The sequence below is a fragment of the Pseudothermotoga lettingae TMO genome, from assembly GCF_000017865.1.
GTDB lineage: Bacteria > Thermotogota > Thermotogae > Thermotogales > DSM-5069 > Pseudothermotoga_B > Pseudothermotoga_B elfii.
In genome coordinates this window covers 608,842-634,551 of record NC_009828.1, presented here as the reverse complement: position 1 = coordinate 634,551, position 25,710 = coordinate 608,842, and the positions used below count along the sequence as shown (strand labels likewise).

The window sequence follows — 25,710 nt, the reverse complement described above, 5'->3', positions numbered from 1 at the left end:
TGTGTAATAATGAATCAGGTAACACGTATTGATGCTAACAGTGTTATCAAACCAGGAATGTTGATTGTAATAGAAATAGAATCCAAAAACGGTGAAAAAACGGTTCTTAAAAGTATGGTTCACGAAACTTATTTTGAAAAAAACGTACTAAAAATAGCTATGCCAAGCTTAAAAGGGCGTTTTATCCCATTACCAAAAGGAGATTCTATTTATGTGACAGCGCTTTCTGACAAAGTTGTATATGCCTTTGGCTCACGTGTTCTGGATTACGGAAGAGACGAGTCCAATTTTTTGGTAATGTATATAACTATACCAGACAAAGTTAGAAGAATTCAAAGGAGGTGTTTTGTCAGAATACCAATTGTACTGAACGGAACCTATACTGTTCCTGGTGATGATAAAGAGTATAGTTTCTTAACTCGCGATTTCAGCGCCGGTGGTATGCTGATGTGCACAAAAAATATCCTTTCTGTCGGGCAACCTATATCGGTTAACATGGATCTTGGAGGTATCAGGTTAACCAGCCAAAAAGCTCAGATAGTTAGATCTAATGGCAAAAATGAAACAACAGGTCTCTATGAATACGGTGTTCAGTTTCTTGACCTTTCCACTGAACTTGAAAAATCCTTGGTTGTGTTCGTATTTCAACAGGAATTAAAAATGAAAAAAGCTTCTTCTGGAGAGGAGGCAGGACATTGAATCTAACAGACAAACAACTTGATCTGCTGAAAGAAATAGGAAATATTGGCACAGGAAATGCAGCCACAGCTCTTTCTTCCCTGACGGGTAAAAAGATAGAGATAACCGTTCCTGATGCTGAGGTAATAGCAATAGAGAGGATAATATTTGTTTTTCCAAAACCAGAAGACCTGGTCGTTGGAATAAAGATGTTTGTGAAAGGTGATATTGAAATGAATGTACTTCTTGTACTCGATAGATTCGCAGCAAAGAAAATCATATATGATCTTCTGGGAAATCAATGTGAAGACATAACCAAATTAGACGAATTAACTTCATCTGCTCTAAAAGAAATTGGTAACATCATGTGTGGCTCTTATATAACTGCCCTGGCCGAGTTCACCCAACTGTATCTCGATCCTCTACCACCAGAATTAACAGTTGACATGCTTGCTGCTATAGTCTCGGAAACCATCCTCATGAGTGCAAGTTACGAGGATGATGTAATTTTCGTTGAAACCCAGTTGAAAATCGAGGGTATTGAATCAGTTACATCTTACATGTTTTTGATCCCAGGGCGTGGGAGTCTTGAAAAAGTCTTTTCTAAGGTGGAATTGAAATGAAGAAAGTCGTAATAGGAATTGGTGAAGCAGCAGTTGAAAGAAACCCTGCTGTTATAGTAACACTCGGATTAGGTTCTTGCGTGGGGGTCTGTTTAAGAGATCCTACCGCTCACGTTGGTGGCATGGCGCACGTGATGTTACCCGAAAGCATGAATAGAGAAGTTAGAAATCCGGGAAAATATGCAAACACAGCCATCAAATATCTGGTAGAGAAATTAATTGAAATGGGAGCAAAGCAGCATAGATTAGAAGCAAAAATAGCTGGCGGAGCTTCCATGTTTGAATCAGGAACCATGAATATAGGCCAAAAAAACATCGAAGCAGTGATTTACTGGCTGAATTATTTTCACATAGCTTTGAAGGCCCAGGATGTTGGTGGGAACAGAGCCAGGAGCATAGAATACAATGTGGAAAGTGGAAAACTGCTGATAAGAAAAGTCGGAGGAGGAGAAACTGTTCAGATCATAGAAATATAGAAAAAGTGTGAAAAGAGGCTGATTGAATGTACAGAACGAACGAAGAAGAGATAATAAAGGAAATGCTACCAAGTGTGAAAAGAATAGCGATGGACCTTCTCCATACATTACCAAAAAATGTAGAAGTTGATGACTTAATTCAAGAAGGAGTTTTGGCTTTATTGTCAGCTATAAGGAGGTACGACCCGAAAAAAGGTGTAAGCATGTACAGTTTCGTGGTAAAAAGAATAAAAGGTGCAATGTATGACTATTTAAGAAAAATAGACTGGATGCCACGCAATTTGAGAAAGAACGTTAAAGAAGTCGAGAAAGCTATTCACGAACTCGAAAACCACTTGAACAAGCACCCTTCTATTGAAGAGATAGCATTACATACAGGATTAAGTACAAATGAAGTAAAAAGAGCGCTGGATGAAACTGTAAGAAAACAACTATTGCGACTTGATGAGTTTATATATGAAGGCCTGGACAGTTTTTCTGATATCATCAAAGCAGATGATGAGCCATCAGAAAATGCATTCAGAGAAATAATCTTGGAAAAGGTGGCCGAAGCCATAAGAACACTGTCTAAAAGGGAACAGCTTGTTCTATCATTGAGATTTGAGCAGGATTTGTCTTTAAAGGAAATCGGGACAGTTATAGGTGTAAGTGAATCAAGAGTTTCACAAATTTTATCAAGTTCTCTGATCAAAATTAAAAGATATATCCTGGGGGATAACAATGATAACACCAGTTGATTTTCATACAATTATTGTAAGAGGAAATGAAGTATCCTCAAATATTGCTCAAATCATAGGAGCACAATTAGCTGCTGGACAGCTGTTAAACTCTCAGATGACCGAAAAGTCAAGACAACAGGCGAGAATGGTTAATCCAAAAAATCCTGTTGAGGGCAAACTTGTAAAATCTTCCACTGAAGAAAGAGGAGCAAAATACTATTCTCGCTATGGAAAGCAGCGTTCTCAGAATAAGGAAGAAAATAAAGGATCCATACTGGATGTGAGATTATGATAGGCTATTTATCTGTCAAAAAGATAGATGAAAAGCATGTTGGTGGCCTGCTTGTGGTTGATGAATCTGGCATACCACATGAGTTTAAATACACAGATCCGATAATTCCCAACCAGTTGCAGAAAATATTATACGGGAAATCTCTCGAAACATACCTTCATGTCGAAATAATTTCAAAATCTTTGCTGAAAAAAATCGAAAATAAACCAGATATCATATTTACAGATAACCCAGTTCTCATTGAAAGCGGAGAGAATGTATTCTTCACGTCCTCATTCATCCCATCTGCAGATGAGACAGAATCGTCTCCAGAAGAATGTGTGATACCATACGGATCGAGCGCGATAAGATTTGTGTCCAAACAGCAGATTTCCCAGGAAAAAGAGGAAAAATTAAAGCAAATACTTGACCAAGTCGATGTTTTAGAACCATTTCAGAGATTAGAAAAGGCACTTGAATACGTATGCAGATCATCAAGCAGTTAATAGAGACATTGAAAATGGAGCTTGGGATCATACAGGTAAAAGAAACAACCGACCTCATAAAGCATCCACGTATTCGTGATCTACCGGTTAATGTTGTAGTTAAAGAACCTCTTCAGAAATTATGCGAAGATTCATTATCTGTAAATTCATTGCATCTTGGAGATCAAATGGTAAAGATAAGGAATCTTATCTCAAAAGCAGATATTTCTGTTAAGCAAGAAATGTTAACCTGCAAAACTAATACTTCCCAGCTTTTTTTTAGCAGGGAAATACCTTTAAGCATAAAGAGCGAATCAAATCTCAATTTTGCAGAAGTTCTAAACGGTAAAATGATCATTGCACAAATAAAAAGCAAAAACTTGCCGGTTCTCTGGATTTCAAGATTCCATTCTTCACCGCTGCCAAAAAATGAAAAATCCTTGCGTGCACTGGAAAAATTTTTCACTGAATACAGAGGAAATCTGAAAGATATCAAATTCATAGGGTATTATCGATTTGTTCCATTAGATAGCATGAAAAGATTTCTTGTTCTGGGAAAAGAATTGATTATAGAACTTTCTGATAAGAAAAGCAAGCGTTATGATGCAATCATATTCAAAAATAGAGGAAGATACATTATTCAAAAAATTGGGATTTAAGATAATAATTCTTTCAAAAAGCCTACAACCTGGCCTGGTTCAACATTATAAAAGAAATAAGTTTTTTCTCTCTCGTTGCATATAAATTTTCCTTTGAATTTTAAAGATGGTTGCTTTTCGTAGATTAACTTTAAAATATTGTCCCTGTATTCGATCTTCCTTATATGTTTTGAACTGGCAAGCAATCTTATCTTGAACAACTCGACAAGCATAAGTGCCTGATTGGGAAGTTTTCCAAATCTATCATGTAACTCTTCCACCATGCCATCTATTTCAGAAACAGTTTCGCACGATGCAAATCTTCTGTATATCCTCATACGCTCAAGTGGACTTTCAACGTAATCCGGAGGAATCACAAGTTCTCCCGGAATACCTTCCATTTCAGTGTCAACAAATAACTTCCTGGATTCAGATTTCTCCTCTTTTATGCCCTTAAGCTGCTGGTTCATTATTTCAAGGTATAAATTTAAACCTACATCGTTTATATTCCCATGCTGTTCAAACCCAAAAACAGATCCGACACCTCTAATCTGCATATCTCTGAGTGCTAATTGAAATCCGCTGCCTGAACCGGTCAACTGTTTTATAGCCTGAAGTCGCTGCAGAGCTTTTTCGCTTATTTCACTGTCGTGCAAAAAATATGCGAATGCCCTCTTAGTACTTCTTCCTACGCGCCCTCTCAGCTGGTATAGTTGAGCCAATCCATATCTGTGAGAATCATCAACTATTATTGTGTTGGCATTTGGTATGTCTATACCACTCTCAAGGATTGATGTACAAAGAATAACATCTGAATCATGTTCATAGAAACTTCTGACAGCTTCCGTAAGTTTTCGAATACCCATTTTTCCGTGTGCAAGTACTATTTTTGCTTCAGGTATTATGTGCTGCAAATTTTGATACACATCCTGTATATCGTGAATCCTGTTATGAACGTATATAACCTGACCACCTCTGTTTATTTCTCTCAGCACTGCGCCCCTCACGAGCTGGTTGCTGTACTTTGCTACATAGGTAATTACCGGAAGCCTGCCAATCGGTGGTGTGTTAATTACACTCAGATCTTTCATACCTGTCATGGCCATATGAAGAGTTCTCGGAATCGGTGTGGCGCTCAGAGAAAGTACATTGACATTTGTTCTCAACTGCTTAAATTTCTCCTTTTGTTCTACACCGAAACTCTGTTCTTCATCTATTATTACAAGACCCAGATCAGAAAATCGAACATTATTCTGAAGAAGAGCATGTGTGCCTATGATTACATCAATCTTTCCCCTGAAAAGCCCGTCGAGGATCTCTTTTTTCATAATTGTGCTGATCGATCTATCAAGCAACCTCACCTGAATGCCAAATGGACTCATCCTTTGAGTGAAAATCTTATAATGCTGTCTTGCCAAAACCGTGGTCGGAACTAATACAGCTACCTGTTTTCCAGAAACAACACACTTGAAAGCTGCTCTCAAAGCAACTTCCGTTTTTCCATATCCAGCATCCCCGCATAAAAGTCGATCCATAGGTTTATCGTTCGCAAGATCTGAAAGAACCTCCTCGATAGCCGTCATCTGATCATCTGTTTCTGCGTATGGGAAAAATTCGGCGAATCTTTTCTCGAGTTCCGGGTCGCCCGGTAAGCTTAATCCACTTATTTTCTGCCTTGTATCATAAATTCTTATTAACTCTTCAACCTTCTCCCTGAGATTCCTTTTTACTCTCTCGATACGTTTTTTCCAGTTTCCAGAGTGGATTCTATCTATTCGAACATTCCTGGTGTCTCCTATGTATTTGTGTATTTTATGGATTCTTTCAACGGGAACATAAACTGTTGAATCTTCATAGCGCAAAACAAAATATTCTCTCGTTCCCAGAGGATTGCTAATCTTTTTCACGCCGTCATATACACCTATTCCATAATCTCTATGAACAACAAACTCACCTTCAATCAACTCTTCTTCATCAAAAATAGGTATCTGATCTCTTGATTTCTGAGACGTCTGGGGAAGAATTTTTAAGGTATTCAAATCAATTTCCAGGGGTTTGAAAAATTCTATGCGCTTTACCAAACTGGAAAAACTTATCTGAGAATTTTCTACATAATCCTCTATTTGTTTCTTTTCAAGCATCTCCCGGGCTTCTCTTTCTCTTTTTGCAAATTCTTCCTGACACCGGTCAAACTCCGCCACAAAAATCTCAAAATCTGAATAATCAAGTATTGTGGAATTAGATCCCAGTTTGGCTGGCACAGTATCAAACAAATGTTCATTACACAGATATTCACGGACAGGCAGTAAAAACGCTTCTTCCACTTTGAAAACAGATCTCTGAGTTGACGCATCGAAACATCTAATTGCCTCTATCGTTTGGTCAAAAAGCTCTACTCGAACTGGATTATCATACAGTGGTCCGAAAAAATCTATTACATCACCTCTTACAGAAAACTCTCCGCCAGTGCGGACTATATATGTTCGATCATATCCAAGATTTAACATTGTTTCTTCAGGATTATGAAAAACTTCTCCCTTTCTCAGAATTCTCGCTGCTTGTCTGAGCTGAACGGGTGAAAACGTTTTTCGGCTAATAGCATGCAAAGTACACACGATAACGATCTTTGGATCGTTTAATAATTTCCAGAGTATTTCTATCCTTCGACATCGAACTTCAAATGAAACTGCTACTTCTTCAAATGGAAAAACATCATGACTGGGAAAATAAAACGCATTTAATTTCTGAGAAAGCAATTGCGCCTCATATTCAGTTGGAACCACTATCAGGACAGGCTTTTCAAGATTTAATTTCAGAAAATCAATTGTTGTCCTCATGATCAAATCCTATCACTTGGAAGGTTCTCAGCCGGGGATTTGATGATTTGATCCATTCCACAGATACAGCTACAGAAAAATCTCTTTGAAGGAATCCTTGCAACACATGATCTCTTGCAGTGAAATCATTGAACAAACCTGGATTTGCAAGTACTTTGAGTTTGATTGGATTGTTTAAAACATAAGCTTCATCAACGCAGCTGAGATTATTAATTCTTTTTACCACCTCTTTTGAGGCTAAAACGTCAAGATGGGGAAAGACATTAACAAGAGCTATATTTTTTGACAATGGTCCAATTATCTTTACATTTGCCAATGAAGCTTTGTGGTCTATCTCTTTAAGAAAATCAAGCAGGATTTCATTTGAGAGAGCAACAGCATTACCGTGATAATCAGGATTTATCATCATCTTCAGCAAGTGCTTTAATTTGCAACCTTCTCTATGAGACGACTCACCTATCTTAACAGGTTGCAAACCAAAAAAAGATAACATATTTCTAATAGTACCTTTATCAAGGTCTATAAGAGGAGAGTAAAATTTTCCGTTAATTTTTACACCATTAATCCCCCAGCTGTCTGACCGGTTTGCTCCTGTTGCAACAACAGCTTCTTCACCAAAGTCAAGAATTGACTGCAATTTAGCATATCTTGTACACATATTACAACTCGGGCCATATCTCCAGATCTGCGATTGTTTCTCCACACCGTCAATGAAGTAATGACTCAGTCCAAGTAATTTAGAAACTTCAGCAACTCCCTTTCTTGCCTTTTCATAAGTAAATTTTCCCCAATCGACGGTAACCAGGATTACTTTTTTTTCACCAAGTGCTTGCTTTGCAAGGTATGCTACAAGTGTACTGTCTTCCCCACCGGAAAATGCAACAAGTAACTTTTCAGAAACAGTCCGTCTTATATCTGCTATCAATCCGCTTGCAATTTCTTGAATTCCACTTTCAAGTGATCTTTGCATAATTCCACCAGCGCATAAGAACCATCTTCAGCAACAGAACCCGGGTTAACAAATCTTACAGATTCGCACACAGTATCATCCGGAATATGTGTGTGCCCATAAAAGATTACCTGAGGTTTCTGAGTCATTGTTGAGAGAATCCTTTCTCTTATTTTAAATGGTGCACCCCATCCATGAAATAGCCCTATTTTCCATTCTTCAAGCTGCAACAGTTTTACAGAAGGCAAATGATCTTTTACGTCAGGATAGTCCATATTTCCACAAACGGCATAAAATTTATTCGAAACAGATTCTAACGTTAAAACAGTTTCCATATCTACAAAATCTCCTAACCCAAAAACAGCATCAACCTGCTTTGCAATTTCAAGTAAATTATCTGGAATTGACATCATTTTCACTGGCACATGAAGATCTGAAACAAGTAAAAGAGTCATCTTTTACTCGCCCTCTCAAAAACTATAGAAGCTGCCCCAAGAATACCTGCATTCTTGCCAAGTTGGCTCAATTTTATCTGATACGTTCCAAGCATGGTTGGTAGTACATAGTCTTTTACCATTTCTTCAACTGGCTCAAGTAGAAAATCACCGGCATTTGCCATCCCACCACCAATAACTACTACCTGAGGATTAAAAATATTGATTAAACTTCCTATTGCCACCGAAAGGGCACTAACAACTCTGTTAAAAACGGATAGTGAAAAATAATCTCCATTCTTCGCGTGCTCGAAAACGTCCTTAGGAGTTATTTGGCTGGCGTTTTTCTCTTTAAAAAGAGAAGAGTCGATATGTCTTGAATATCCATCTTCAACATATTTTCTTATAGCCGTCGCAGACGCCAGTGATTCAAGACACCCGTTAGAGCCACAACCGCATTTTGGCCCATTTGGTAAAACATTCATATGTCCCAGTTCTGCCCCTATTCCAACACTTCCTCTGAGTAAAAATCCATGAGTTATAACCCCACCACCGATGCCTGTACCCAGCGTGAGACAAATAACATGATCAAACCCCCTGGCCACACCGAATGTATGTTCACCCAGCGCGTAAGCATTGGCGTCGTTCTCAATGAAAACATCTAAACCCGTATGGGTCCTGATTTCTTCAGCAAGCGGAAAATTGTACCAGCCAGGGAAATTTGGCGAAAACCTGACCACACCTTTCTCATGATCTATACTCCCCGGTGACCCAATCCCGATAGCTCGAGCTGAAACACCGGTATTTGACATGACAGACTTTACAGATTCCGAAAGCCTTTTTGCGACAGCCTGCGGCCCTTCATCCACCTTCGTTTTTCCTTCGATGCGAGATAAAATATTTCCTGTTTCATCAACAAGACCTACTGCGTAATTTGTTCCTCCCAAATCTATCCCTATAACTTTCAAAGACTCTACCTCCAGCTAATATTTTACCTTTTGTTGATCTATCAGCGCAAGAAAATCCTCATTTGATTCTGTTTCTTCAAGTTTCCTTAAGATCAGCATCAAACCTTCCTCTTCAGTCATCCCACCAAGCATTCTTCTCAATATCCAAACCTTTTTCAATGTATCTTCATCAAGCAGAAGTTCTTCTTTTCTTGTTCCAGAAAGTTGTAAATTAATAGCTGGAAAGATTCTTTTATTTGCCAGCTGTCTTGATAGTACCAGTTCCATATTTCCTGTTCCTTTGAATTCTTCAAATATAACTTCATCCATCTTTGAACCAGTTTCAATCAGAGCGGTTGCTATAATAGTGAGACTTCCTCCTTCTCTTGTATTTCGAGCTGCTCCGAAAAAGTGTTTGGGTTTGTACAACGCCGCCGGATCAACCCCACCACTCAGCAATTTGCCACTGGGGGGGACCTGAATGTTGTAAACGCGAGCAAGCCGCGTCAGACTATCAAGCAATACCACTACATCATGACCGTATTCAACCAATCTTTTTGCCATTTCCAAGGTTAACTCTGCAACTTTTATTTGCTTATCTGGTGCCATATCAAATGGGGCCGCTATAACCTGCGCACTGACAGATTCCTTTATGTCTGTCACTTCTTCCGGACGCTCATCTATAAGCAAAACTATTCTGTGACTTTCCGGATGATTTATCGCTATCCCATTGGCAATTTCTTTCAGTAAAGTGGTTTTACCAGCTTTGGGTGGCGCAACTATCATACCTCTTTGCCCTTTACCCATTGGAGCAAATATGTCTATGAGTCTTGTTGAAAGAACTTTCTGATTTGTTTCTAACAAAAATCGTTCTCGTGGATAATCTGGCGTGAGATTCTCGAAGTTCACTCTTTCACTTGTGGCTTCTGGCGGCCTAAAATTAACAGCTTCAATTTTTATCATTGCAAAGAATTTTTCAGTATCCTTTGGTGGTCTTATAATTCCCGAGATGATATCCCCAGTGTTAAGGTTGAATTTTCTTATCTGGGATTGAGACAGGTAGATATCATTGGCACTTGGGAGAAGATTGTCTCCACTCCTCAGAAACCCATAGCCATCCGGTAGTATTTCTAACACGCCTGTGCCAAAAAACAAACCATGTGACTTGGCCTGAGCTTCAAGAATAGCAAAGATAAGATCCCTTTTTCTCAAGCTGGTATATCTTGGTACATCATATTTCTTAGCCAGATCGTATAATTCTCTTATAGTCATTCGTTCGAGATCTTCGACTTTAACCGCCACAAGTTCGCTTTTGTCTTGATCGTTGTTTGCCAAGCAAAAACACCTCCAAATTGTATACAACGTCTTGTTTATGTTGCTGAGGAATAGAAAACGACAATTTCGGCTGGATAAGCATAAGAGGTTACAATTAGAATTTACCAGATAAAAACTATTTAGTCAAGAGACATCCAAAAAAGAGACCCCTCTTGCGAGGGGATGATTTCAATCACTTTCTATAATTTGAAGCAAAGCCATTTCTGCTGCATCTCCACGTCTCATACCCATTTTTACAATTCTTGTGAAGCCGCTTGTCTTTTTTGTAGATTTAGCTATTTCATCAACAAGTTTATTGGTTAATCTTCTGCTCAAAAGATAATAATTTATCTGCCTTCTCAAAGCCACACTTTCGCTTTTATTAGACGTTTTCGCTGCTTTAACCGCTTTAGTCATTAGTTTATCAAACATTCTCTGAACAACTTTTGCTTTAGTAACAGTTGTAACAATACTTTTGTGTTCGACCAGTTCTCTCATTTGATTTCTCAACAGCATACGACTGTGGCTGCCATAAGAACCTATTTTGTTTCTCAGCATTCTGTGCCTCATCCAAATCATCCTCCTTTTTTGAGACTGAGGCCAAATTTTTCAAGAAGTTTCTGCTTAACTTCGTCAAGAGATTTCGGACCAAAGTTCTTTATTTTCAACAAATCCTCTTCAGTTCTTTTCAGTAGATCTCCTATAGTTTCAATTTTATCTCTCCTGAGGCAATTCAAAGATCTGATAGTGAGTTCAAGTTCGTCTATCTTTTTCGAATAAACAGCCTCTTCTTCACTGACTGTTTGCTCTACTTTCACTTCTTCCTGGGAAATTGGAACAAACTCAGTTGTTAGAGGAGGCATACCTTCTGGCAAACTATCTGTTATGATTTGCAGATGGTTCATCAATATATCGACAGCTCTTTTCAAAGCTTCGTTGGGAAATATCGTCTTTTTGGTCCATATCTCAAGTATCATTTTGTCATAATCTGTTCGTTTCTCAACTCTTGCACTCTCAACTCTGAAATTTACTTTCATAACAGGCGAAAAAACACCATCAATCGGTATCCATCCTATTTCAGGATGATCATCCATCTCCTGGGCAGGGACAAACCCTTTTCCAGCCTGGGCATACAGCTCAAAAAATAAATCAGCTTCCTCATCCAGGGTAGCTATTTTTAGCGAAGGATTTGCTATCTCAAAACCAGCAGGGACCTTTATATCTGCAGCAGTCAGGTTACCTGGTCCCCTTTTTTCCACAGTCATCTTGACCCTTTCACGTACAGGGACATCTGCCCTAAGCTGAATTCTCTTGAGATTGAGTATAATCTCAAGAATATCTTCCTTGACTCCAGGTAAAGTATCAAACTCATGGTATTTCTCAGGTTTTATAAATCTGATTCCTACAATCGCAACAGAAGGTATTGAAGAAAGAAGAACCCTTCGCAATGCATTCCCAATAGTTGTACCATAACCTTTTTCCATCGGGGAAAGAACATATCTTGCATAATAATATTCAGTTTCAGAACGTTCTTCCTCAATTTTCAACTTTTTTGGTATAACATATTCTATCACACTCATCACCTCGAGTAGAATTCAACGATTGCCTGGACATCAACTGGTAGATCTGTGACTTCTTCTAAGTTTGGAAGACGTAGAAAAGTTCCCCTATAAGAATCAAAATCAACCTCTACCCAAGGCACCTGAGTCCTATCTTTCGAGCTTTCTACAGCATGCTTAATGGCAGCCAGTGATCTGCTCTTTTCTCTTACTTCAACGATATCACCTGGCCTGAGTTTGTAAGAAGGTATATCTATCTTCACACCATTTACAGAAAAATGTCCATGAGTTACAAGTTGTCTTGCTTGCCTTCTGCTGATAGCAAATCCTAATCTGTAGACTATGTTGTCAACACGGGATTCTACCAATCTGACAAGATTTTCTCGTGTATCGCCAGACATTCCCAGGGCTTTTTCAAAATAGTGCTCGAATTGTCTTTCGGGAATGCCGTATATAACTCTCATTACTTGCTTGGCGCGTAATTGTGTGCCATACTGGGAGAGTTTACCGCGTTGCCGTCCATGATCGCCAGGCGCATATGGTCTTTTGTCAAACGCACAGTGCTCAGTAAAACAACGTTCTCCCTTTAAGTAAAGCTTCATTCCTTCTCTGCGACAGAGTCTGCATATAGGTCCAGTATATCTTGCCATTCAATTCCCTCCTTTATACTATACCCTGCGTTTCTTTTTCGGCCGGCATCCATTGAATGGTATAGGCGTAACATCTTTGATGCTATCTACCTCTAAACCAGCTGCCTGAAGTGTCCTGATTGCAGCTTCTCTACCCGGTCCAGGTCCTTTTACAAGTACATCAACTCTTTTTATACCAAGCCTTAAAGCTTCTTTTGCGATCTTATCTGCTGCAAGCTGAGCAGCATATGGTGTTCCTTTTCTGGTTCCCTCGAATCCCGCCGTACCTCCACTGGACCATAAAATCGTTGCCCCATCTGCATCCGAGAGAGTTATAACAGTGTTGTTGAAAGTAGATTTTATATGAACAACTCCACGATCTGTTAGAATTTTTCTCTTTTTCTTTCCTTCTGATCTTCTTGCCATCTTAGCACCTCCCTGACTTTAGACTGTCTGCTCTTTTTTCTTTTTAGTTTTTATTCTACTTGGTCTTGGACCTTTACGTGTCCTTGCATTTGATCTCGTTCTCTGGCCTCTAACAGGCAACCCAAGTTTGTGTCTGAAACCACGATAACAGCCGATATCTATTAATCTTTTTATATTTCTGTTAATATCTGTTCTGAGCTCTCCCTCAACTTTGTAATGATCCTGAATAAATTTGGTAATTTTACTAACTTCCTCATCTGTTAAATCTTTTACTCTCTTGTCTGGATTTATGCCCGTATTTTTCAATATTTCAAAAGCTCGTGTTCTTCCTACTCCATATAAATAAGTTAGCGCAACAAAGCATTTCTTATTGCCGGGCAGCTCAACACCTACTATACGCGCCATCTATTTCCCTCCTTAAACATGAAGTCAACCCTGTTTCTGGTTATGTTTTGGATTTGCTTTACAGATTATTAATACTCGCCCATGTCTTTTAATTACCTGACAGTGTTCGCATCTTTTTTTCACAGAAGACCTGACTTTCATTATAAATCAGCTCCTTTCACCAGTGCCTTCATCAGATCCTTTTCTATCTAATTTTTTTCTGTAAACTATCCGGCCTTTCGTTAAATCATATATCGACAACTCTACAACAACTCTATCTCCTGGAAAAAGTCTGATGAAATTTTTTCTCATCCTCCCAGAAATCTGAGCCAAGATTTTGTGACCATTATCCAGTTCAACAAGGAATGTCGCGTTTCTTCTAGCTTCTGTGATGGTTCCTTCCATTTTAATCACATCATCCTTCGGCATTTCACCACCTCTTAAAACTTCGTTAGAACCTCTGCCCCATCCTTAGTAACAAGTACCGTATGCTCAAAATGAACGCTTCTTTTTCCATCAACCATTACGACAGTCCATCCATCATTCAATACAGAAACCTGCCAATCACCTTCACAAACCATGACCTCGATTGCAATTGTCATCTTATCCATGATTAAAGCACCTGTACCGGGTTTTCCATAATTTGGTATTTCAGGTTCTTCGTGGAGATTTCTTCCTATACCATGTCCTACATAGTCCCGAATAACATTAAAACCATTTGCTTCAACATATGATTGAATAGCATAAGATATATCACCGACTCTTACACCATTTCGAACAATCCCTATAGCTTTCTCTAAAGCTTCTTTTCCTACGCATAGCAATTTTTGAGCCACATTATCTGCGAAACCAACACAATATGTAATAGCGCCATCTCCATAATAACCTTCATATATTGCTCCTAAATCAATCGAAACAAGATCACCTTGCTTGAAAACCTTTCTTTCAAGGGGAGATCCATGAAGTACTTCTTCATTCACAGAAACGCAGGTTGCATATTGATAACCTCTGTATCCTTTGAAAGCTGGTTTCACCCCAAGTTCATCAAATCTTTTAAGAACATATTCTTCGACATTCTTAGCTGTTACTCCTTCTTTAATGATTTTTCCAAGCTCCTTTAAAACTATTCCCACAGCTTGACATGCTTTTTTCATGTACTCTAACTCCAAGGAGGATTTTAACCTGATCAAGATATCACCTTTTTCAACAATCTCGAGACATCTTCAACCAATTTTCTGTGATCTCTCTCAGAATTAACTGATACGAGAATATCTCTGCCGCTATAATACTCTACAAGCGGTGCAGTCGTCTCGAGATAAAGTCTGTAGCGTTTTCTCACCACTTCTTCTTTATCATCCTCACGAATTACAAGCTGTTCTCCACAATCGTCACAAATTTGATCACTCACTGGTGGCATTGAAATTAAATTGTAAATCTTGCCACATTTTGGGCAGATTCTCCTACTGGTCAATCTTTTTACAACTGTTTCTTCACTCGCTTCAAGATAGATTGCCAAATCCAATTTTTTTGACATCTTTTGTAAAATTTCATCCAAAGCGATAGCCTGTGCAATTGTTCTGGGATAACCATCAAATATGAATCCCTTTTCACAATCCTGCTTTCTCAATCTTTCCTCAACTACTTGGTTCACAATTTCATCAGGTACAAGAGCACCTGAACTGAGAATATTCTGTACTTTTACGCCTAACTCCGTGCCAGCAGCCACTGCTTCTCTAAACATATCTCCGGTAGAGATATGAGGCACACTAAACATAATCGATAAATCTTTTGCAAGAGTACCTTTCCCCGCACCGGGGGCACCAAGCAAAACTATTTTCATCTTCCCTTAATCCTGCCTTTCTTTATGAATCCCTCATAATGTCTCATGATCAAATGAGCTTCCATTTGCTGAACCACATCTAATGCAACACCAACGGCTATCAAAGTGGACGTTCCACCCACTATGATATCTACATTGGTTACAGCCTGAACCAAATGGGGTAAAAGTGCTATCAGCACTAAAAACAACGCTCCCATAAAAGTAACCCTGTTAATTATTCTCTGAATATACTCCTCCGTGGATTTACCGGGTCTTATGCCAGGTATGAATCCACCGTATTTCCTGACATTTTCCGAAACATCGTGCGGATCAAAAACAACTACGCTGTAAAAATAAGTGAAGAAGAAAACCAATAAACCATAGATCACCACATAAAGAAGACTTCCTGGACCAAGAATACGTCTCAATGTCTCCCAACCAGCCATTTGCGCAATTGCGGCGGGTATCATAATTATAGCACTTGCAAAGATTATTGGGATAACGCCACCCTGATTAACCTTCACAGGTATATATGTTGAGGCTCCTCCGTAAATTCTTCTTCCTGTAACCCGACTGGCGTACTGAATATTTATGCGCCTTTCTGCCTGCTGCACGTATACAATACCCGCTATCGTTACCAAAGAAACAACTATCAAGAAGATCCAGCCAAAAATATTCAATCTTCCAAGCAATATACGACCAAAGTAATTTGGATATCTGGCTACAATACCAGCAAAGATCAATATTGAAATACCATTTCCAATACCGCGTTCAGTTATTCTATCCCCCAACCACAGCAAAAACATGGTCCCTGCAAGCATTGAAATAGTCGAAATCATGGTAAAAGCAAATGGATTGAGACCATATGAAACTATATCTGGATTCTGCCTGACAAGACTGAAAGAAACTATAAAAGATTGAAATGCACCCAGAATCACCGTTAAATTTCGTGTATATTGAGCAAACTTTTTTCTGCCTTCTTCTCCCTCCCTCAAAAGATCTCTGAGTTTGGGAATAACAGATGAAAGAAGCTGCAAAACAATCGAGGCATTTATATATGGCGTCACACTCATTGCAAAAATAGAGAAATTCTCCAGGGCACCCCCTGTAAATACATCGTAAAAGCTCAGTATCCCACCTGCCGCTGATTCACCAAATCTCTTAAATGCTTCTCCCCACGCTTGGATATTTATACCAGGTATTGGTATATATATACCCAGTCTAAAAACAATCAACGTGGCAACCGTAAACAAAATTCTATTTCGCAACTCCGGTATTTTAAAGGCGTTTTGAAGCGCTTTCCACACGCTATATCACCTCTACCTTGCCACCAACCATCTCTATAGCTTTTTTTGCGCTATTGCTGAAGGCATGTGCTTTAACTATTAATGGCTTTGTCAGCTCTCCTGAACCAAGTATTTTTACACCATCTTTGATCTTTTTTATGAATCCCTTTTCAAGTAATAATTCTGGAGTAATCTCATCGTTAGCACTGAATTTTTCCTCGAGTAACCTTATATTTACTATTGCATAGTTTTTGTGCGTAAAGCTTTTAAATCCAACTTTTGGAAGTCTTCTGTGAAGAGGAGTTTGACCTCCCTCAAGCCACATGTGGACCTTACCGGAGCCGCGAGATTTCTGCCCCTTATGACCTCTGCCACTGGTCTTACCATGGCCAGATCCAATACCTCTGCCAACTCTTTTTCGGGGTTTAACAGAGCCTGGAGTTGGTCTGAGATCCTCAAGTTTTGTCATGGTTCATTCCTCCTCCTCAAGTGCTTTTACTAAAACAAGGTGCCTTACTTTGTTAATCATCCCTCTTATCTGAGGTATATCCGGTTGTATCACAACATCATGAACCTTTCTCAGGCCAAGAGCTTTAAGCGTATCACGCTGATCATATTTATAACCTATTGGGCTTTTGACAAGCTCTATCTTAATTTTTGCCATATTTAAGCCTCCTTCCTGGCTCCATATAAAACCTGAGCAGGAGTTATATCTCTCAACTTGGCTGCTTTTTCAGGAGAAACAAGGTCTTTCAATCCGTTAAGAGTTGCAAGAGCTAAATTCACCGACGCAGTTGATCCAAGGCATTTAGTTAACACATTCTGAACGCCAGCAAGCTCAACAACAGCCCTGACTGTACTTCCAGCAATAATTCCCGTGCCTGGTGCAGCAGGTCTTAAAAGCACTTTTGACGCATCTTGTCTTCCAAAAACCTCGTGCGGGATAGTTGTTTTGTAAAGAGGAATCTCAACAACTGAAGCACGAGCAGCCGCTATAGCTTTTCTTATAGCCTCCGGTACTTCTCTTGCTTTACCTACGCCAACTCCAACTTTTCCCTTTCTATTTCCAACAACAGCAAGCACTCTGAAACTTAAAGTTTTTCCTCCTTTAGTAACCTTTGCTGTTCTTCTGATTTCAACTATACGTTCCTCAAATTCCTCAGATTCCTTTTTTTCCAATTCTTCCTCGAGTATCTCATCCATTTTTTCAGCACCTCCTCAGAACTTCAAACCAGCTTCTCTCGCTGCATCAGCGAGTTCCCTGATCCTGCCGTGGAATTTAAAGCCACCGCGGTCAAAAACAACCTGTGATATTCCTTTGCTCAAAGCTTTTTGGGCGACAAGTTTTCCTACTTCTTTAGCAGCCTCTTTGTTGTATGTTTTTGCTATTCTTGCCCTCAGATCAGGATCAAGGGTCGAAGCCGAAACAAGAGTGTGTCCTTTTGTATCATCAATTATCTGAGCATATATATGTTTCTCGCTTCTGAATACAGAAAGTCTTGGTCTTTCAGAAGTCCCAAAGACTTTTTTTCTGATTCGCAGATGCCTTTTTATCCTTTTGAATTTTCTATCTTCTTTTTTTATCACGTCACATGCCTCCCTTAAGCTTTCTTACCTTCCTTCAATTTCACTACTTCGTTTCTGTATTTCACACCTTTACCGCTGTAAACATTGACTTTTCTCCAGGACCTAACTTCTGCAGCAAACTGACCAACTTTTTGTTTGTCAATTCCTTTAACAACAACGACATTCGGTGCAGGAACTTCGACAGACACGCCTACTGGTGGCTCAAGAACAATAGGGTGAGTGTATCCCAATTGCAAAGAAACTTTATTACCCTGAAGTTGAGCCCTGTAACCAACCCCGACTATTTCCAGTTGCTTCTCAAATCCCTCAGTCACGCCGGTTATCATATTTTTAATCAAAGACCAGTAAGTACCCTGAAATGTTCTCAGCATTTTTCTCTGGGACCTGCGAACTATAGATTCCTCGTTTTGTTGAACCCAGAGTTTATTTTCTTCAATAGCTACTTTAATATAAGGAGATAAGCGTTGCGATAAAGTCCCCTTTGGTCCCTTAACGCTGATCATGTCCCCTTCTATATTAATTTGAACTCCCGAAGGTATCAAGATCGGTTTTTTTCCAAGTTTAGACATTTCTTCACCTCCTCACCATATATATGCTATGACTTCGCCTCCAACTCCAAGGACACGAGCTTCTTTATCAGTCACTACGCCCTTAGAGGTAGTGAGTATTGCGACACCTATACCGTTTTTCACCTTGGGTATCTCATCTTTTGAGACGTACAGGCGCCTTCCAGGCTTCGAAACTCTTACGATTCCCTTGATAACTCTTTCTCTATCTCTTCTCTGGCCCTTGTATTTCATGTGTATTCTCAAAATTCCCTGTTTACCATCCTCTATATACTTATAATCATGTATGAATCCTTCCTTTTTCAATATTTCACAGATCGCCTTTTTAATGTTTGAGGCAGGAACATCTACGTATTCTTTAAAAACCACATTAGCGTTCCTTATTCTCGTGAGCATATCGGCTATCGGGTCACTCCACATGATTTTCCCTCCCTTACCAGCTTGCCTTTTTGACACCAGGGAGTTTGCCTTCAAGTGCCATTTTCCTGAAGCAAACTCTGCACAAGCCGAATTCTCTATAAACAGCTTTTGGTCTTCCACACACGGAACATCTAGTGTATTCGCGAACTTTAAACTTTTTTGGCCTCTTCCATCTTTCTATTATTCCTTTTCTCGGCATTGTTTACCTCCTCTCAGCGCTTAAAGGGAAATCCAAGAAATTCAAGTAACTTGAAAGCTTCAGCATCTGTTTTTGCGGTGGTAACAATCACTATATCCATGCCCTGGGTTTTTGGTGATTGATCAGGGGTTATTTCTGGAAAAACAAATTGCTCGGTAAGTCCAAAGCTATAATTTCCATGCCCATCAAAAGAATTCGGATTAAGTCCTCTAAAGTCCCTCACTTTTGGCAAAACTATATTTGCAATTTTGTACAGAAAATTCCACATTCTCAAGCCTCGCAATGTGACTTTTAAGCCTACATTCATACCTTTCCTGATCTTGAAATTGGAAATACTTTTCTTAGCTTTTGTAATCACTGGCTTCTGTCCAGTTATAGCTGCAAGCTCTTTAAGGTGTTTGTTAAGTAGATCAGCGTTTCTTGATCCTTCGCCTATACCCATATTTATGACAATTTTTTCAATTCGCGGAACCTGGTTTATATTTCTGTAATTAAACTCTTTCATCAGCTTTGGTACAACTTCCTTTTCATATTTTTCTTTAAGCGGAATGTACTGAGTAACCATACTTTTATTCCTCCTCACGCCTTGTCTACAATCTCACCACATTTCTTACAAAATCTCACTTTAGCACCATCGTCAAGAAATCGCATGCCAACTCTTGTAGGCTTATCACAATTCGGACATACAAGCATAACTTTGGATGCATATATTGGCGCCTCTCTTTCAATTATTCCTCCCTCTCTAAGCTGCGGAATAGGTCTTTGATGTCGCTTAACTATATTGACCCCCTGTATAACTACTTTATTTTCTCTCGGTAGAACCTTCAAAACTTTTCCTCTTTTTCCTTTATCTTTTCCAGAGATAACTTCTACAAGATCATCCTTTTTTACTCTCACATTACTCACCTCTCATAATACTTCCGGAGCAAGAGATATTATCTTCATATATCCTTTTTCTCTTATCTCTCGTGCGACAGGACCAAAAACACGCGTTCCCCGAGGTTCGTTGAATTTATCGATCAATACAGCTGCGTTATCATCAAATCTTATATACGTACCATCAGGTCTTCTGACGGGTTTCTTCGTCCTCACAATCACAGCTTTGACTACTTCCCCTTTCTTGATACCTGTATTCGGAACAACATCTCTGACAGAGCAAACAACTATATCTCCCACAGTCCCATACTTTTTGTGAAAGCCTCCCATCACTCTTATAACTCGTAGTTTCTTAGCCCCGGAGTTATCTGCAACATTGAGGTAACTTTCATTTTGAATCATACCTCTTCACTCTCCTTGGTATTGAGTGTTTCCTCTGCTATGACTTCTCTTTTAAGAACTTCAACAACGCGCCATCTTTTCATTTTGCTGAGTGGTCTTGTCTCTTCTATAAGAACGGTATCGCCAGCTTTGCATTCATTTTTTTCATCATGTGCATAATATTTTTTGGATCTTTGAATGTACTTTTTGTACACAGGATGTTCCAGTTTTCTTGTTACTTCAACAACCACCGTTTTGTCCATTTTATTACTCACGACAACACCTGTTAGCCTCTTTTTAGACATCGGACTTACCTCCTTATACCGAGTTCTCTTTCTCGAAGAATTGTTCTGATTCTTGCTATATCTCTTCTCACTTCTTTGATTTGTGCAGTGTTTCTAAGTTGACCCATAGCGTGTTGAAATCTCATATCCATGAGCTGTTTTTTCTTTTCCAACAGCAATTTTTTCAGTTCTTCGTCCGAATAGTTTCGGATTTCGGCTGCCTTCATACAGCCTCACCTCCGATATTTGATCTTGAGACTATTTTTGTTGGGATAGGAAATTTACTCGCTGCATATTTTAAAGCTTCTTTCGCCGTATTTTCATCAACACCGGCTATCTCGAAAATAATCTTTCCCGGTTTTACCACACTAACCCAACCTTCAACGTTTCCTTTCCCTTTACCCTGTCTACTCTCAGCAGGCTTTTTCGTGTAGGGCTTATCTGGAAAAACTCTTATCCATAGCTTTCCACTTCTTTTCATAACCCTCATTATAGCTATACGCCCTGCCTCTATTTGTTGCGCAGTTATCCAGGCTGGTGCCAGAGCCTTCAGACCCCATTCACCAAAATCAACGGTGGTTCCACCTTTTGCTTCTCCGCGCATTCTACCGCGCTGCTGCTTTCTGTATTTTACCCTCTTAGGCATCAACATCTTAAAGCCCTCCTCTTACTAAACCTCTGCATCTCCTTTATATATCCAGACCTTTATTCCAATAGTCCCATACTTAGTCTTGGCAGTAGCCGTACCATAATCTACAACTGCTCTAACTGTTTGAAGAGGTAACCTGCCTCTCAGATACCATTCGCGTCTTGCAATTTCTGCACCGGCAAGTCTACCGGAAACCATGACTTTGACACCAGTGGCCCCTTTTCTAAGGGCATCGGACAAAGCTCGTTTCATCGCTCTTTTATAAGAAGCTCTTTTTTCAATTCTACCGGCAATATTTTCAGCAACGAGTTGTGCATCAGTCTCGGGCGTTTTTATTTCTTCTACATTTACAATAACACGCCTGTTAAGCTCTTTTTCAAGATCTTCTCTAAGCTTACCTATTTCAGCACCTTTCTTTCCTATTATTACGCCGGGGCGAGCTGTTTTGATTGTTATCGTAACACTTTCGTTGTCTGGTCGTTCTATGAACACTTCACTTATGCCGGCCTGACTGTAGGCATTTTTTACAACTTTTCTTATCTCCTCATCTTCCTTAAGCCACGTTGCGTAATTCTTCTCATTGAACCATCTCGTTTGCCAATCGGCGCTAACTCCTAACCTAAATCCTCTGGGATGTACTTTCTGACCCACCGTATCACCTCACTAAGATTTCGCTTCTATACTCTTTACAGCAACAGTAACATGGCACATACGCCTTTGAATTATATCAGCTCTGCCCCTACCACGAGGCCATATTCTTTTGTATCTTGGACCATCATCAACAAAGCAGCGAGAAATATATAAACTATCACTGCTCAAATTTGCATTATTTTCGGCATTTGCAACAGCTGATCGTAAAACTTTCTCAATAAGCCTTGCAGCCTTCTTAGGCGACATTTCAAGCACCTGGAAAGCCTCTGAAACTGATTTGCCACGGATTGTATTGGCAACTGACCTGACTTTCCTCGGTGACGCTCTGAGAAATTTAGCGACAGCTTTTATTTCTATATTATTTTCATCTTTATTCTGTCGGTGTTGAATAGATCTTTTGGGCCTTCTGGTTTTTTCGTTTTCACTCACCATCGACTCCATTTCCTCCCTTCGATATCATCTTACCTGTCCTTTAGTTGCTGCTTTCTTGTCAGCGTGGCCACCAAATCTCCTTGTTGGTGCAAATTCTCCAAGTCTATGACCAACCATATTCTCAGTTATGTAAACTGGTATATGTTTTAAACCGTTGTGGACTGCTATAGTGTGTCCAACCATTTCAGGAACAATGGTTGATGCTCTGCTCCACGTCTTAACAATTTTCTTTTCCCCACTCTCGTTAAGCATCCTGATTTTTTTCAATAACTTAGGGTCGACATACGGACCTTTTTTACGAGAACGTGCCATTTCTTACTACACCTCCTTAGACTTGATTGCGTCTGCGAACTATGAATTTATCAGAAGCTCTACGACCACGTCTGGTTTTATAACCTTTGGTTGGCATACCCCAAGGCGTAACTGGATGCTGACCTTTACCTCTTCCTTCGCCACCACCCATCGGGTGATCCACAGGATTCATGACCATTCCTCTAACATGAGGCTTTCTTCCTATCCAGCGAGTTCTTCCAGCTTTTCCAAAGACTTCATTTTTATGATCTTCATTACCAACAACACCAATCGTTGCGTAACATTTTATGTGCACTTTTCTCAGTTCGCCAGAAGGCATTCTAAGTAACGCATAATTTCCTTCCTTAGCCATAAGCTGGCAGGAAACTCCTGCAGATCTTGCTATCTTCCCACCAGATCCAGGTCTTATCTCAACATTGTGCAAAAGTGTTCCAAGTGGAATGTTTTCAAGCGGCAACGCATTGCCAACACGTATTTCCGCATCGATACCGCTTAGAACTGTATCCCCAACTTGAAGTCCATTTGGTGCCAGAATATATCTCTTTTCTCCATCGGCATAAACAAGCAAAGCTATTCTTGCTGATCTATTTGGGTCATACTCTATAGCAGAAACTTTTGCTGGTATACCTATCTTATCGCGCTTAAAATCTATCAAACGGTACTGCCTTTTATGACCACCACCTCGAAAGCGTACTGTTATACGACCATAATGATTTCTCCCACCGGTTTTCTTTAAAGGTACTAATAAGGATTTTTCCGGTTCTTTTTTGGTCAAACCTGAAAAATCATTTCGAATCATGAAACGTACCCCGGGTGTGGCAGGCTTATATTTTCTCAGTCCCATGATTTCCACCTCTCTTACTGTTGGCCTTCAAGCTCTTTTATCGTGTATCCTTCTTTTAAAGTTACAACGGCTTTTTTCCATCTTCTTGTTTTGCCTTCAAACCTTCCTCTTCTCTTCGGTTTAGGTTTAACCAGGGAAATATTAACTTTTTCCACCTTAACGTTGAAAAGAGATTCAACAGCATTTTTAACAAGAGCTTTGTTTGATAGCACGTTAACCTCAAAAACGTACTTTCGTTTTTCCCTGTCTAACATCGTTTTCTCTGTTGTGATTGGCTTAATTAATATATCATAATGTGTGAGTTTTTGCTGGTTCATCCCAGCACCTCCTCAATCTTCATAACCATATCGCGAGTTAGCACAAGCTTTTCATGGTTCAATATGTCAAAAACATTTAAGCCATCTATTCTCATTATGGATTCATTTTCTCGAGTGGCACCAGGATTATCAGCTATAATGGCTTTCAAGCCAGGAATATTTTTGCATGAAAGTTTCACATTTTCATATTCTGACCTTTTCCACGGTAGGACGAAAAGGATTTTCTTTCCTTCAAATCCGAAAGCCTTAATAAGTTGTCTCATGTTTTTGGTTTTTGAACTGTCAAACCCAATATCATCAACCACTATTATGTTTCCCTCTTTAAATCTCTGTGATAAAGCTGACTTCAGGGCAAGTTTTTTCATTTTCTTTGGCAATTTTTTTGACCAGTCTCTCGGCTTTGGACCATGGGCTACCCCACCATGACGCCAGATGGGAGATCTTATAGACCCATGCCTTGCTCTACCGGTATGTTTTTGAATCCATGGTTTCCTTCCACCACCGCTTACTTCCGACCGTGTCTTTGTTGAAACAGTACCTGCCCTTCTCAAAGAAAGCTGATAATCCACATATCTCCACATAACATCAAAATTTGGTTCAATATTGAATATGTCATCTTTTAATTCCTGAGTGCCAACTTTCTCACCCTTCATATTATAAAGATCAACAACTGCCATCTTTTATTCCTCCTTAAGGTGGCTCATTTTCGGGTTCTCCTGGGACTCTTTATAATAACCAGGCTTCCCCTCGCACCTGGAACTGAACCTTTGAGTACTAATAGATTGTTTTCCAGATCAATTTTGATTACTTCGAGATTATGTATTGTCACGCGCTCATTTCCATATCTACCAGGCATCTTTTTACCTTTAAAAATTTTTGCAGGCTCGGTGTGCTGGCCAAGCGATCCCAGTTCGCGATGGAATTTTGAACCATGAGCACGGGGACCTCCAGAAAATCCCCATCGTTTAATTCCTCCAGAAAATCCCCTACCTTTGGTCCAGCCAGTGATATCCACTTTTTCACCTGGTTGAAAAATATCCAATTTTATTTCCTGACCAATTTCGTATGAATCAAGCTCATTTTCATCTTCAAGTCTTATCTCTCTAAGCAACCTCAAAGGCTTAACCTGTGCTTTCTTAAAATGACCTTCAAGGGGTTTGTTAACTCTTTTCAAATGCTCAAAACCCACTTGAATTGCACAATAACCATCAATTTGAGGATTTTTCTTCTGAACGACATAACAAGGTCCTGCACGAACAACAGTTACAGGAATTGATACATCGTTTATAAACAATCGGGTCATTCCAATTTTTCTACCAAGTATCATTTTCATCGCGTCACACCTCCGGCGATTAGAGTTTGATCTCCACGTCGACCCCTGCTGGGAGGTTTATCTTCATCAAGGCATCAATTGTTTTCGGAGATGGTTCAATTATGTCTATAAGTCTCTTATGAACGCGCTTTTCAAACTGCTCCCGCGAGTCTTTATGCTTATGAGGTGATCTTAAGACCACGTACAAAGCACGTTCAGTTGGCAAAGGAATGGGACCGGAGATCTTCGCATTTGTAGATTTTGCCACCTCAACTATTTTTTTTGCTGATTCATCAAGAACTTCGTGGTCGTAAGCTTTAAGTTTTATTCTGATCTTCTGTCCAGGCATAAATTTCGTTCCCTCCCTCTTCTACAAAACGAGTGGGGAGCATCGCTCCCCGACTCT

General features: G+C 39.6%; 43 protein-coding genes. 7 read left to right on the top strand and 36 right to left on the bottom strand.

Annotated features, from left to right (window positions below):
* Positions 1-9 precede the first annotated feature (9 nt).
* The 7 genes from TLET_RS03165 to TLET_RS03135 are packed head-to-tail and all read left to right on the top strand — an operon-like array spanning position 10 to position 3,911.
* Positions 10-699, top strand: coding sequence for a flagellar brake protein (locus TLET_RS03165; protein ID WP_041428397.1), 690 nt, complete (start codon positions 10-12; stop codon positions 697-699).
* On the top strand, positions 696-1,301 hold the full coding sequence (cheC, locus tag TLET_RS03160; protein WP_012002666.1) for a CheY-P phosphatase CheC: 606 nt from the start codon (positions 696-698) through the stop codon (positions 1,299-1,301). Before TLET_RS03165 ends, cheC begins: the two co-directional genes overlap by 4 nt.
* Complete coding sequence (gene cheD / locus TLET_RS03155) at positions 1,298-1,777, top strand: chemoreceptor glutamine deamidase/glutamate methylesterase CheD (RefSeq protein WP_012002665.1); 480 nt, start codon at positions 1,298-1,300, stop codon at positions 1,775-1,777. Before cheC ends, cheD begins: the two co-directional genes overlap by 4 nt.
* 26 nt (positions 1,778-1,803) lie before the next feature.
* Entirely contained in the window at positions 1,804-2,514 is a 711-nt protein-coding gene (locus TLET_RS03150) for a FliA/WhiG family RNA polymerase sigma factor (RefSeq protein WP_012002664.1), read from the top strand.
* On the top strand, positions 2,498-2,788 hold the full coding sequence (locus tag TLET_RS03145) for a hypothetical protein (protein WP_012002663.1): 291 nt from the start codon (positions 2,498-2,500) through the stop codon (positions 2,786-2,788). The genes TLET_RS03150 and TLET_RS03145 overlap by 17 nt, the downstream gene beginning before the upstream one ends.
* Positions 2,785-3,273 (top strand): hypothetical protein, encoded by a 489-nt coding sequence (locus tag TLET_RS03140; protein ID WP_012002662.1) that lies wholly within the window; start codon positions 2,785-2,787, stop codon positions 3,271-3,273. Before TLET_RS03145 ends, TLET_RS03140 begins: the two co-directional genes overlap by 4 nt.
* Positions 3,252-3,911 carry a hypothetical protein gene (locus TLET_RS03135; protein WP_012002661.1) on the top strand — a complete coding sequence of 220 codons (660 nt, stop codon included), beginning with the start codon at positions 3,252-3,254 and terminating at the stop codon, positions 3,909-3,911. The genes TLET_RS03140 and TLET_RS03135 overlap by 22 nt, the downstream gene beginning before the upstream one ends.
* Here TLET_RS03135 and TLET_RS03130 read toward each other — a convergent pair.
* The 36 genes from TLET_RS03130 to rpsJ form a co-directional block, all read right to left on the bottom strand.
* Positions 3,908-6,727, bottom strand: coding sequence for a DEAD/DEAH box helicase (locus TLET_RS03130; protein ID WP_012002660.1), 2,820 nt, complete (start codon positions 6,725-6,727; stop codon positions 3,908-3,910). The genes TLET_RS03135 and TLET_RS03130 overlap by 4 nt on opposite strands.
* On the bottom strand, positions 6,711-7,697 hold the full coding sequence (locus TLET_RS03125; protein WP_081430061.1) for a 7-cyano-7-deazaguanine synthase: 987 nt from the start codon (positions 7,695-7,697) through the stop codon (positions 6,711-6,713). Before TLET_RS03125 ends, TLET_RS03130 begins: the two co-directional genes overlap by 17 nt.
* Positions 7,649-8,131 (bottom strand): metallophosphoesterase family protein, encoded by a 483-nt coding sequence (locus TLET_RS03120; protein ID WP_012002658.1) that lies wholly within the window; start codon positions 8,129-8,131, stop codon positions 7,649-7,651. Before TLET_RS03120 ends, TLET_RS03125 begins: the two co-directional genes overlap by 49 nt.
* Entirely contained in the window at positions 8,128-9,078 is a 951-nt protein-coding gene (locus tag TLET_RS03115) for an ROK family protein (protein WP_012002657.1), read from the bottom strand. The genes TLET_RS03120 and TLET_RS03115 overlap by 4 nt, the downstream gene beginning before the upstream one ends.
* A gap of 15 nt (positions 9,079-9,093) precedes the next feature.
* A complete protein-coding gene (gene rho, locus TLET_RS03110) occupies positions 9,094-10,359 on the bottom strand; it encodes a transcription termination factor Rho (RefSeq protein WP_028843381.1) in 1,266 nt (421 codons plus the stop codon).
* 201 nt (positions 10,360-10,560) lie between these two features.
* Positions 10,561-10,941, bottom strand: a complete 381-nt coding sequence (gene rplQ, locus TLET_RS03105) for a 50S ribosomal protein L17 (protein ID WP_012002655.1) — start codon at positions 10,939-10,941, stop codon at positions 10,561-10,563.
* Positions 10,942-10,946: 5 nt separating this feature from the next.
* On the bottom strand, positions 10,947-11,945 hold the full coding sequence (locus tag TLET_RS03100; protein WP_012002654.1) for a DNA-directed RNA polymerase subunit alpha: 999 nt from the start codon (positions 11,943-11,945) through the stop codon (positions 10,947-10,949).
* A gap of 5 nt (positions 11,946-11,950) precedes the next feature.
* Entirely contained in the window at positions 11,951-12,580 is a 630-nt protein-coding gene (rpsD, locus tag TLET_RS03095; protein ID WP_012002653.1) for a 30S ribosomal protein S4, read from the bottom strand.
* A gap of 18 nt (positions 12,581-12,598) precedes the next feature.
* Positions 12,599-12,985, bottom strand: a complete 387-nt coding sequence (gene rpsK, locus TLET_RS03090; protein ID WP_012002652.1) for a 30S ribosomal protein S11 — start codon at positions 12,983-12,985, stop codon at positions 12,599-12,601.
* Positions 12,986-13,003: 18 nt separating this feature from the next.
* Positions 13,004-13,390 (bottom strand): 30S ribosomal protein S13, encoded by a 387-nt coding sequence (gene rpsM, locus TLET_RS03085; protein ID WP_012002651.1) that lies wholly within the window; start codon positions 13,388-13,390, stop codon positions 13,004-13,006.
* A gap of 24 nt (positions 13,391-13,414) precedes the next feature.
* Positions 13,415-13,531, bottom strand: coding sequence for a 50S ribosomal protein L36 (gene rpmJ / locus TLET_RS10780; RefSeq protein WP_012002650.1), 117 nt, complete (start codon positions 13,529-13,531; stop codon positions 13,415-13,417).
* A gap of 6 nt (positions 13,532-13,537) precedes the next feature.
* Positions 13,538-13,798 (bottom strand): translation initiation factor IF-1, encoded by a 261-nt coding sequence (gene infA, locus TLET_RS03080; RefSeq protein WP_012002649.1) that lies wholly within the window; start codon positions 13,796-13,798, stop codon positions 13,538-13,540.
* A gap of 11 nt (positions 13,799-13,809) precedes the next feature.
* Entirely contained in the window at positions 13,810-14,559 is a 750-nt protein-coding gene (gene map / locus TLET_RS03075) for a type I methionyl aminopeptidase (protein WP_012002648.1), read from the bottom strand.
* Positions 14,556-15,209 (bottom strand): adenylate kinase, encoded by a 654-nt coding sequence (locus tag TLET_RS03070; protein WP_012002647.1) that lies wholly within the window; start codon positions 15,207-15,209, stop codon positions 14,556-14,558. Before TLET_RS03070 ends, map begins: the two co-directional genes overlap by 4 nt.
* Positions 15,206-16,495: a preprotein translocase subunit SecY gene (secY, locus tag TLET_RS03065; RefSeq protein ID WP_012002646.1), complete on the bottom strand. Its 1,290-nt coding sequence runs from the start codon at positions 16,493-16,495 to the stop codon at positions 15,206-15,208. Before secY ends, TLET_RS03070 begins: the two co-directional genes overlap by 4 nt.
* 1 nt (position 16,496) lies before the next feature.
* On the bottom strand, positions 16,497-16,943 hold the full coding sequence (rplO, locus tag TLET_RS03060) for a 50S ribosomal protein L15 (RefSeq protein WP_012002645.1): 447 nt from the start codon (positions 16,941-16,943) through the stop codon (positions 16,497-16,499).
* Positions 16,944-16,946: 3 nt separating this feature from the next.
* Positions 16,947-17,138 (bottom strand): 50S ribosomal protein L30, encoded by a 192-nt coding sequence (rpmD, locus tag TLET_RS03055; RefSeq protein WP_012002644.1) that lies wholly within the window; start codon positions 17,136-17,138, stop codon positions 16,947-16,949.
* A 2-nt stretch (positions 17,139-17,140) separates the two neighbouring features.
* Positions 17,141-17,677 (bottom strand): 30S ribosomal protein S5, encoded by a 537-nt coding sequence (rpsE, locus tag TLET_RS03050; protein WP_012002643.1) that lies wholly within the window; start codon positions 17,675-17,677, stop codon positions 17,141-17,143.
* 15 nt (positions 17,678-17,692) lie between these two features.
* Positions 17,693-18,061 (bottom strand): 50S ribosomal protein L18, encoded by a 369-nt coding sequence (rplR, locus tag TLET_RS03045; protein ID WP_012002642.1) that lies wholly within the window; start codon positions 18,059-18,061, stop codon positions 17,693-17,695.
* Between the two features lie 14 nt (positions 18,062-18,075).
* A complete protein-coding gene (gene rplF, locus TLET_RS03040; RefSeq protein WP_012002641.1) occupies positions 18,076-18,630 on the bottom strand; it encodes a 50S ribosomal protein L6 in 555 nt (184 codons plus the stop codon).
* 12 nt (positions 18,631-18,642) lie between these two features.
* On the bottom strand, positions 18,643-19,047 hold the full coding sequence (rpsH, locus tag TLET_RS03035; protein WP_012002640.1) for a 30S ribosomal protein S8: 405 nt from the start codon (positions 19,045-19,047) through the stop codon (positions 18,643-18,645).
* A gap of 13 nt (positions 19,048-19,060) precedes the next feature.
* The gene (locus tag TLET_RS03030; RefSeq protein ID WP_012002639.1) at positions 19,061-19,246 is read right to left on the bottom strand and encodes a type Z 30S ribosomal protein S14; all 186 of its coding nucleotides are present in this window, start codon (positions 19,244-19,246) and stop codon (positions 19,061-19,063) included.
* A gap of 13 nt (positions 19,247-19,259) precedes the next feature.
* Positions 19,260-19,811: a 50S ribosomal protein L5 gene (gene rplE / locus TLET_RS03025; RefSeq protein WP_012002638.1), complete on the bottom strand. Its 552-nt coding sequence runs from the start codon at positions 19,809-19,811 to the stop codon at positions 19,260-19,262.
* A gap of 14 nt (positions 19,812-19,825) precedes the next feature.
* On the bottom strand, positions 19,826-20,143 hold the full coding sequence (gene rplX / locus TLET_RS03020; protein WP_012002637.1) for a 50S ribosomal protein L24: 318 nt from the start codon (positions 20,141-20,143) through the stop codon (positions 19,826-19,828).
* Positions 20,144-20,155: 12 nt separating this feature from the next.
* A complete protein-coding gene (gene rplN, locus TLET_RS03015) occupies positions 20,156-20,524 on the bottom strand; it encodes a 50S ribosomal protein L14 (protein ID WP_012002636.1) in 369 nt (122 codons plus the stop codon).
* Positions 20,521-20,808, bottom strand: a complete 288-nt coding sequence (gene rpsQ, locus TLET_RS03010; protein ID WP_012002635.1) for a 30S ribosomal protein S17 — start codon at positions 20,806-20,808, stop codon at positions 20,521-20,523. The genes rplN and rpsQ overlap by 4 nt, the downstream gene beginning before the upstream one ends.
* Positions 20,809-20,813: 5 nt before the next feature.
* On the bottom strand, positions 20,814-21,014 hold the full coding sequence (rpmC, locus tag TLET_RS03005) for a 50S ribosomal protein L29 (RefSeq protein WP_012002634.1): 201 nt from the start codon (positions 21,012-21,014) through the stop codon (positions 20,814-20,816).
* Entirely contained in the window at positions 21,011-21,439 is a 429-nt protein-coding gene (gene rplP, locus TLET_RS03000) for a 50S ribosomal protein L16 (RefSeq protein WP_012002633.1), read from the bottom strand. The genes rpmC and rplP overlap by 4 nt, the downstream gene beginning before the upstream one ends.
* Before the next feature lie 18 nt (positions 21,440-21,457).
* Complete coding sequence (gene rpsC / locus TLET_RS02995; RefSeq protein ID WP_012002632.1) at positions 21,458-22,087, bottom strand: 30S ribosomal protein S3; 630 nt, start codon at positions 22,085-22,087, stop codon at positions 21,458-21,460.
* A 12-nt stretch (positions 22,088-22,099) separates the two neighbouring features.
* Positions 22,100-22,519, bottom strand: a complete 420-nt coding sequence (rplV, locus tag TLET_RS02990; RefSeq protein WP_012002631.1) for a 50S ribosomal protein L22 — start codon at positions 22,517-22,519, stop codon at positions 22,100-22,102.
* A 24-nt stretch (positions 22,520-22,543) separates the two neighbouring features.
* Positions 22,544-22,831 carry a 30S ribosomal protein S19 gene (gene rpsS, locus TLET_RS02985; RefSeq protein WP_012002630.1) on the bottom strand — a complete coding sequence of 96 codons (288 nt, stop codon included), beginning with the start codon at positions 22,829-22,831 and terminating at the stop codon, positions 22,544-22,546.
* Between the two features lie 16 nt (positions 22,832-22,847).
* The gene (gene rplB, locus TLET_RS02980) at positions 22,848-23,675 is read right to left on the bottom strand and encodes a 50S ribosomal protein L2 (protein WP_012002629.1); all 828 of its coding nucleotides are present in this window, start codon (positions 23,673-23,675) and stop codon (positions 22,848-22,850) included.
* A gap of 14 nt (positions 23,676-23,689) precedes the next feature.
* A complete protein-coding gene (gene rplW / locus TLET_RS02975; protein ID WP_012002628.1) occupies positions 23,690-23,992 on the bottom strand; it encodes a 50S ribosomal protein L23 in 303 nt (100 codons plus the stop codon).
* Positions 23,989-24,669: a 50S ribosomal protein L4 gene (gene rplD, locus TLET_RS02970; protein WP_012002627.1), complete on the bottom strand. Its 681-nt coding sequence runs from the start codon at positions 24,667-24,669 to the stop codon at positions 23,989-23,991. The genes rplW and rplD overlap by 4 nt, the downstream gene beginning before the upstream one ends.
* A 23-nt stretch (positions 24,670-24,692) precedes the next feature.
* Positions 24,693-25,325, bottom strand: a complete 633-nt coding sequence (rplC, locus tag TLET_RS02965) for a 50S ribosomal protein L3 (protein WP_012002626.1) — start codon at positions 25,323-25,325, stop codon at positions 24,693-24,695.
* A 19-nt stretch (positions 25,326-25,344) separates the two neighbouring features.
* On the bottom strand, positions 25,345-25,653 hold the full coding sequence (gene rpsJ, locus TLET_RS02960; protein WP_012002625.1) for a 30S ribosomal protein S10: 309 nt from the start codon (positions 25,651-25,653) through the stop codon (positions 25,345-25,347).
* Between the last annotated feature and the right edge of the window lie 57 nt (positions 25,654-25,710).